Source organism: Nocardiopsis sp. NPDC058631 (assembly GCF_042716955.1).
Lineage (GTDB): Bacteria > Actinomycetota > Actinomycetes > Streptosporangiales > Streptosporangiaceae > Nocardiopsis.
In genome coordinates, this window is sequence record NZ_JBHXQY010000048.1 from 42,604 (window position 1) to 48,894 (window position 6,291).

The window sequence follows — 6,291 nt, forward strand, 5'->3', positions numbered from 1 at the left end:
CGACCGGTGTCAGTGCCCCATCCGCCCGCGCAGACGGTCTCGCGAGTCCTGGACCCGGGCGCGCAGGGCCGCCAGGTCCACGTCCAGGACCTGCCCGTCCCACTTGCGCGGTTCGCCGTCGACCAGGACGGCGGTGACGTTGCGGGCGTCCGAGCCCAGGACGACCGTGCCGACCGGGTCGTTGAGCGGCATGTTGTTCAGGTCCTCCGCACGGATCACCAGCAGGTCGGCCCGCTTGCCGGGTGTGAGGGAGCCGGCCACCTCCTCCAGGGCGTTGGTGCGCGCACCCTGGAGGGTGGCGAAGTCCAGCACGTCGTGGACGCCGATCCGCGCGGGTTCGGCGTCGGTGCCGTAGGCGGCGTTGACCGCCCGCATCCGCTGGACGGTGTGCAGGGTGCGCATCTGCGTGAACATGTCCCCGGCCAGGGCCACCTCCACGTCGATGCTCAGACCGGGGCGCACGCCCGCGGCCAGCGCCTCGTCGATCGCGGGCACCGCCGTCTCCAGGCCGATCTGCGCGTCGGAGGTCGGCGCGAGGGAGACCGTGGTCCCGGTGGTGCCGATCGCCTGCCACGCCCGGTCGGTCAGACCGGTGGCGTGGATGAGGGTGAGGTGCGGGCCGAGGAGCCCCTGCTCCTCCCACTCCAGGACGGCCTGCGACGAGGGGGCGCCGAAAACCGCGTCCACGCTGACGCCGATGTCCAGGTCCTTGGCGATCCGGGCCAGGCCCGGCCCGTAGGCCAGGTCGGGACCCCCGATCGCGGCCGTGGCGAGCGCCCCCGCCCGCAGGGTCAGCATCCGGCCCGAGCCGTCCGTGTACCGCTCGCGGAGCCGGGCCAGGTCCTTGGGCCACTGCCGGTCCCAGTCGCCGAAGTGCGGCCCCATGGAGGCGTGGACCCCGCGGATGCCGGTGTCGAGCAGAGCCTGGACGGCGGCGTCGGAGTGCTCGCGGGTACGGGAGTTGTGCGAGAAGTCGAGCATGCAGGTGATGCCGCTGTCGATCGCGGACAGCGCGGCGAGCCTGGTGCCGATGTACATGTCCTCGGGGCCGTAGAGGGGGGCGTACCCGGCCAGGGTGGTCGTGACGTAGGACGCGAGGTCGTCCACGTCCGGAAGGGAGCGGCGCAGCTGGGACTGCCAGGCGTGCCGGTGGGTGTCGACGAACCCCGGGGTGAGGACCGTTCCCGCGGCGTCCACCACGACCGCGCCGTCCGCCTCCAGTCCGGGTCCCACGGCCGCGATCGTGTTCCCCTCGACCAGGACGTCGGCGCGGTCCAGGATCCCGAGCCCGGGGTCCATGGTGACCACGGTGGCGCCGGTGAGCAGAATGCGCCTGTGCGGGTCGCCGGACCGGCGTCGGATCTCCTCCAGCGTGTCTGCCCCTCCGGGGTTCTGTGCGATGGATGCGGAGCCCATGGGCGCCCCTCCCGTTCGTGCGGCGCGGTGGGACGGCCCCACCGCCTCACACGGAAGTCTCGCTCCGCCCCGCAGTGGCAGCCAGGCCGCCGTCAGCCCCGGTGCGGCACTCCTGGGCGGGCCGGTCCGCGGGCCCGGCCCCGAAGTGGTTCCCGCCTGTCCGCTGGGGAGTGTTTTTTGGAGGTTTTCGGGTCGGCGAGCGGCCGTCCAGGCGATCTCTCGCAAGACGATGTGCGAAGTTCAGCCTGGTTGTGCTTCACGAGCGCAGAGGCGCAGTGAGAGGAAGCCTGGTGGACGCGAGCCCGGAAGGATCCAAAAAACACGACCTAGGACCGCGCGCCGACCACGGGAGGAGGAGCGGGAACGGGAGGCTGCACGGTGCCCGGAGGCCGCAGGATCGGGCCCGCCGACCGCTCGGGAACGCCCGTACCGGTGCGCCGGAACTCGCTCGGGCTGACGCCCCGGATCCGTTTGAACGCCACGCTGAAGGCGAAAGCGTCGGTGTAGCCGACGGCGCGGGCGATCTCGGCGACCGTCGACGTCTCGCGCTCGACCAGCAGGTCCGCCGCGAGCGTCATGCGCCAGCGGGTGAGGTAGGTCAGCGGTGGTTCTCCGACCAGGTCGGAGAACCGCTTCGCCAGCGTGGAACGCGACACCCCGGTCCGATCGGCCAGAGAGGAGACCTTCCAGGGTGCCGCCGGTTCGGCGTGCAGCAGGCGCAGCGCGTCGCCGACCACCGGGTCCCGCTGGGCGGCGTACCAGGCCGGCGGCTCGCCGCCGGGCCGGTCGAAGTACTCGCGCACCGCGCAGACCAGCATCCAGTCCAGCAGCCGGTCCAGGACCACCTGCTGGCCCGGGGTGTCGGCGGCGACCTCGGCGGCCAGGTGGCCTCGTACGGCGTCGGTCCCGCCGTCGGAACCCACGCGCAGCACCACGGGCAGCGCGTCCAGCAGCCTGCGGCTGATCTCACCGCGCACGGGGTAGGCGCCGACGATCAGCGTCGTGGCGCCCTCGCCGGGGTCGCCGCAGGCGTCGTTCCATCCGATCCGGTACCGGGTCCCGCCCTGATCGGGCGTTGCGCAGTGCTCGCCGCACGTGATCGGTTCGGCCGGGGTGCCGACCTCGTCGACGAAGGTGAACGGCGCGGGGCCCCGCACGATGACCGTCTCGCCGGCCCGGAGCTGTTCGGGCGGGCGGTGCTCCGGCACGATCCAGCCCGACCCGCCGATGACTGTGCACAACGTCAGAGGCGCGCCGTCCACGAAGTGCAGCGCCCAGGGCGGGGACAGGATCGTGTTGCCGAACAACGAGCCCTGAGCCCGCATCCCGCGGAAGAGGTCACCGAAAGCGTCCATGCCATCGAGATTAGACGATGACAAAGGAGATCCGGGTTCTTACCCATGGAGTCGTCCGGGTGGGTGCCGTTGAATCACTGTCATGAGCAATGACACCACTCTCGTCCTCGGCGCCACCGGCAAGACCGGCCGACGCGTCGCCGCCCGTTTGCGACTGCGCGGCACGCAGGTGCGCACCGCCTCCCGCTCCAGCCCGACCCGCTTCGACTGGGCCGACCCCGACGGCTGGGATCCGGTCCTGCGGGGGGTCACCACCGCCTACGTGGTGCCCCCGTCCGTGCCCGGACCGGTGCACGAGTTCGTGGCGCGGGCCGAGGCCGCCGGGGTGCGGCGCCTGGTCCTGCTCTCCGGGCACGGCGCCGACACCTGGGGCGACTCCGTGTTCGGTCTGGACATGCGCTCGGCCGAGGACGCCGTGCGCGGCTCGGCGCTGGAGTGGACCGTTCTGCGGCCGTCGAACTTCGACCAGAACTTCGACGAGGACTTCTTCCACGCCCCTCTGGTCGCCGGCGAGCTGGCGCTCCCGGCCGGCGCGGTCCCCGAGCCGTTCATCGACCTGGAGGACGTCGCCGACGCCGCGGCCGCGGTACTGACCGAGCCCGGCCGCCACGCCGGACGGATCTACGAGCTGACCGGACCGCGCGCGCTGACCTTCGCCGAGGCCGTCGAGCTGATCTCCCGGGCGTCCGGGCTGCCCATCGCCTACAAGCAGGTCTCCCCCGCCGAGTACGCCGCGGCGCTGGTCGAGGAGGGCTGGGGCGAGGACGACGCCCGCCACGTCGCCGACATGTTCGTGCTGATGGAGCGGGGGGTGCTCGCCGAAACGACGGACGGCGTCTCCACCGTGCTGGGGCGCGCACCCCGGACCTTCGAGGACTACGTGGTGCGGGCCGCGGCAGCGGGTGCCTGGCGCCCCTGACCCCTCCGGCGGCCGGCCCGGGGAGGCACAGGACCCCGGCGCGCGGGACCACTGCGCGCCGGGTGCCACCCTCGTACACCCGGTCGTCCACGGTGGCGACGTAGTCGCCGGAGTCGCCGGTCGGGGTCGCGTTGCCCGGCCCCGGCCGGTGCACGGTGTCCAGGAGTGACGTCCAGGCCGCGCCATCGGAGAAGCCGGTGCGCACCAGCAGACCCTCGTTCCTCTGCGCGAGCAGAGGTAGGGCCCTGGCCGGGGCCTCCTAGCAGGGCGGGGGGTCCAGCGTCTCCAGGTGGGCACCCACGGGGTCGGGGAGTGCGGACTCCCGTCCCTCCACCGTCTCGTCCTCGTCGAACTCCCATCCGGGTTCGGCGGGGGCCTCCTCCTCGAAGTCCTCCAGGATCGATTCCAGGTACGGACGGTGCAGCACCAGGTAGGCCAGGGCCGCTTGGCGGGGCGTGATGCGGAACGTGTCACCGCCGGTGCCGCGAAACGCCAGCAGCGGGCGCAGGCGGGTGTTGACCGCGGTCCTGTCGTTGGCGAGCAGGACCAGGTCGGGAACCCACACCCCGTCCCGGTTCAGGGCCTCGCCCACCTCCTTCGGGGTGGCACCCTGCCAGGCGGGGTCCTCCACCACGGCCAGGTGCCGGGGGACCGCCTCCTCCCCCGGCACCGCGTGGGCCTCGGGGCGGCGCCGGAAACGGCCAGACCGGGCAGTTCGCCCATGCGGGAGCGCACGTCGTTTCATGCCTCGTCGTCGCCGTGGTCGGTGCGGATCAGTAGCATGCCGCACACGCGCCGCGTCGTCGGCCGGTGGCAGGGCAGGACGACGCGTCGGGGTACCTCACAACGGTCGTGGAACGCGGATCTCCGTTGCATCCGACGGCTGCGACAAGGCGGCCGTGAGCCGCACGCCCCGGTGCGCGAACGCCTTGCCCGCGCAGCCGGGCCTGGGCCTTCGAGCAGGCGTCGGGCCTGTGCCGGTACCACGAGCACGGCAACCCGCCCCTGAGCCGCATCGGTCGGCGCGCCCGGCGGACGGCTCCCCGCGGGCACCACGCGACCGATCTCCCGGACGGGCCGCACTGGAAGCGGGGGTCGCCCGGACAAGCGCCGGTATGGACTGCCCGCAGCCCTTACCTGGGGTTCGGCGACCGGTTGTGGGAGGCTGGTGCGACCCGGAAACGGGCAGGAACGACACATTCACCAACAACATCGGAGACAACAGCAGTCATGGAGAACTACGGGGTTCAAATCGGCCTCGTCCTGGTCCTCGTCCTGGTCAACGCCCTCTTCGCCGGCAGCGAGATCGCCCTGATCACCCTGCGCGAGGGGCAGATCAAGCAGCTGGCCGAGCGTGGGCCCGGCGGCAGGGCCGTGGCCCGCCTGGCCCAGGACCCCAACCGTTTCCTCGCCACCATCCAGATCGGCATCACCCTCGCCGGCTTCCTGGCCTCGGCCACCGCGGCCGTGGCCCTGGCCCAGCCCCTGGTCGAGCCACTCGGCTTCCTCGGCTCCGCCGCCGGACCCGTCTCGATCGTCCTGGTCACCATCGTCTTGACCTTCATCACCCTGGTCCTCGGAGAGCTCGCGCCCAAACGCATCGCCATGCAGCGCGCCGAGACCTGGGCCCTGGCCGTCGCGCGCCCCCTGAACCTGCTGGCCATGCTGTCGCGCCCCGTGGTGTGGCTGCTGAGCGCCTCCACCAACCTGGTCGTGCGCCTGACCGGTGGTGACCCCTCCGCCGCCAAGGAGGAGGTCGGTGAGGAGGAGCTGCGCGAGATGCTCGCCACCCAGCGCGGCATGACCCGCGAGCAGCGCACCATCATCTCGGGCGCCTTCGAGATCGACGACCGGCGGCTGCGCCAGGTCGTCGTCCCGCGCGGCGACGTCTTCACCATCCCGGCCCGCACCCCGGCAGAGGAGGCCGCCCGCATGTTGGCCGAGCACGGCCACTCCCGGGCTCCCGTCGTCGCCGACGACGACCTCGACGAGGTGATCGGCGTGGTGCACTGGTCCGACCTGGTGCGCGGTGAGGGCGCCGCCGGGGAGCTGGCTCGGGAGCCGATGCTGCTGCCCGACTCCCTGGTGGTCTCCCTGGCCCTGCGCCGGATGACCGCCGAGCACCAGCAGCTGGCCGTGGTGGTCAACGAGGTGGGCGGCATCGACGGCATCGTCAGTCTGGAAGATCTCCTGGAGGAGATCGTCGGGGAGATCTACGACGAGACCGACTCCGACATCCGTACCGTCGTCTCCAACGACGACGGCACCATGACGCTGCCGGGCACCTACCCGGTCCACGACCTGTCCGACCTGGACCTGCAGCTGAACGATCCTCCCGAGGGCGACTACGTCACCGTCGCCGGTCTGCTGATCGCGATCCTGGGCCACATCCCCACCGAGCCGGGGGAGAAGATCTCCTTCGGCGACTGGGAAGCCGAGGTCGCCGAGACCAGTGGGCGCACCATCACCGCCGTGAAGGTGCGGAGCACCACGGCCGCCGACCCCTCCTAGTGTCCTGAGTCTCAAATATCCATATAGTTGTGTGATGGTACGACCAGGACCCAAACTCGCGCCGCTGGACCTGACCGCTGACGACAAAGC

General features: G+C 72.0%; 5 protein-coding genes and 1 pseudogene. 2 read left to right on the forward strand and 4 right to left on the reverse strand.

Features of this window, described 5'->3' with window-relative positions; all coding sequences use genetic code 11:
- Positions 1–9: 9 nt before the first annotated feature.
- Together ACFWTE_RS17245 and ACFWTE_RS17250 are read right to left on the reverse strand one after the other, a co-directional pair.
- Entirely contained in the window at positions 10–1,416 is a 1,407-nt protein-coding gene (locus ACFWTE_RS17245; protein WP_378780451.1) for an amidohydrolase family protein, read from the reverse strand.
- A gap of 326 nt (positions 1,417–1,742) precedes the next feature.
- Positions 1,743–2,771 carry an AraC family transcriptional regulator gene (locus tag ACFWTE_RS17250; RefSeq protein WP_378780452.1) on the reverse strand — a complete coding sequence of 343 codons (1,029 nt, stop codon included), beginning with the start codon at positions 2,769–2,771 and terminating at the stop codon, positions 1,743–1,745.
- An 82-nt stretch (positions 2,772–2,853) separates the two neighbouring features.
- On the opposite strand from ACFWTE_RS17250, the gene ACFWTE_RS17255 reads away from it, so the two are divergent.
- A complete protein-coding gene (locus ACFWTE_RS17255; RefSeq protein ID WP_378780454.1) occupies positions 2,854–3,690 on the forward strand; it encodes an NAD(P)H-binding protein in 837 nt (278 codons plus the stop codon).
- 52 nt (positions 3,691–3,742) lie between these two features.
- Here the strand turns inward: ACFWTE_RS17255 and ACFWTE_RS17260 are convergent.
- Both ACFWTE_RS17260 and ACFWTE_RS17265 read right to left on the reverse strand, forming a co-directional pair.
- Positions 3,743–3,895: pseudogene (locus tag ACFWTE_RS17260) on the reverse strand (hypothetical protein); the annotation flags it as partial.
- Between the two features lie 54 nt (positions 3,896–3,949).
- Positions 3,950–4,360, reverse strand: a complete 411-nt coding sequence (locus ACFWTE_RS17265) for a DUF6924 domain-containing protein (protein WP_378780457.1) — start codon at positions 4,358–4,360, stop codon at positions 3,950–3,952.
- A gap of 560 nt (positions 4,361–4,920) precedes the next feature.
- On the opposite strand from ACFWTE_RS17265, the gene ACFWTE_RS17270 reads away from it, so the two are divergent.
- Complete coding sequence (locus ACFWTE_RS17270; RefSeq protein WP_378780458.1) at positions 4,921–6,201, forward strand: hemolysin family protein; 1,281 nt, start codon at positions 4,921–4,923, stop codon at positions 6,199–6,201.
- Positions 6,202–6,291: the final 90 nt, after the last annotated feature.

Excerpts from the sequence above, each read along its gene's own strand:
- ACFWTE_RS17245 (WP_378780451.1), bottom strand. The coding sequence starts at position 1,416 with ATGGGCTCCGCATCCATCGCACAGAACCCCGGAGGGGCAGACACGCTG.
- ACFWTE_RS17250 (WP_378780452.1), bottom strand. The coding sequence starts at position 2,771 with ATGGACGCTTTCGGTGACCTCTTCCGCGGGATGCGGGCTCAGGGCTCG.
- ACFWTE_RS17255 (WP_378780454.1), top strand. The coding sequence starts at position 2,854 with ATGAGCAATGACACCACTCTCGTCCTCGGCGCCACCGGCAAGACCGGC.
- ACFWTE_RS17270 (WP_378780458.1), top strand. The coding sequence starts at position 4,921 with ATGGAGAACTACGGGGTTCAAATCGGCCTCGTCCTGGTCCTCGTCCTG.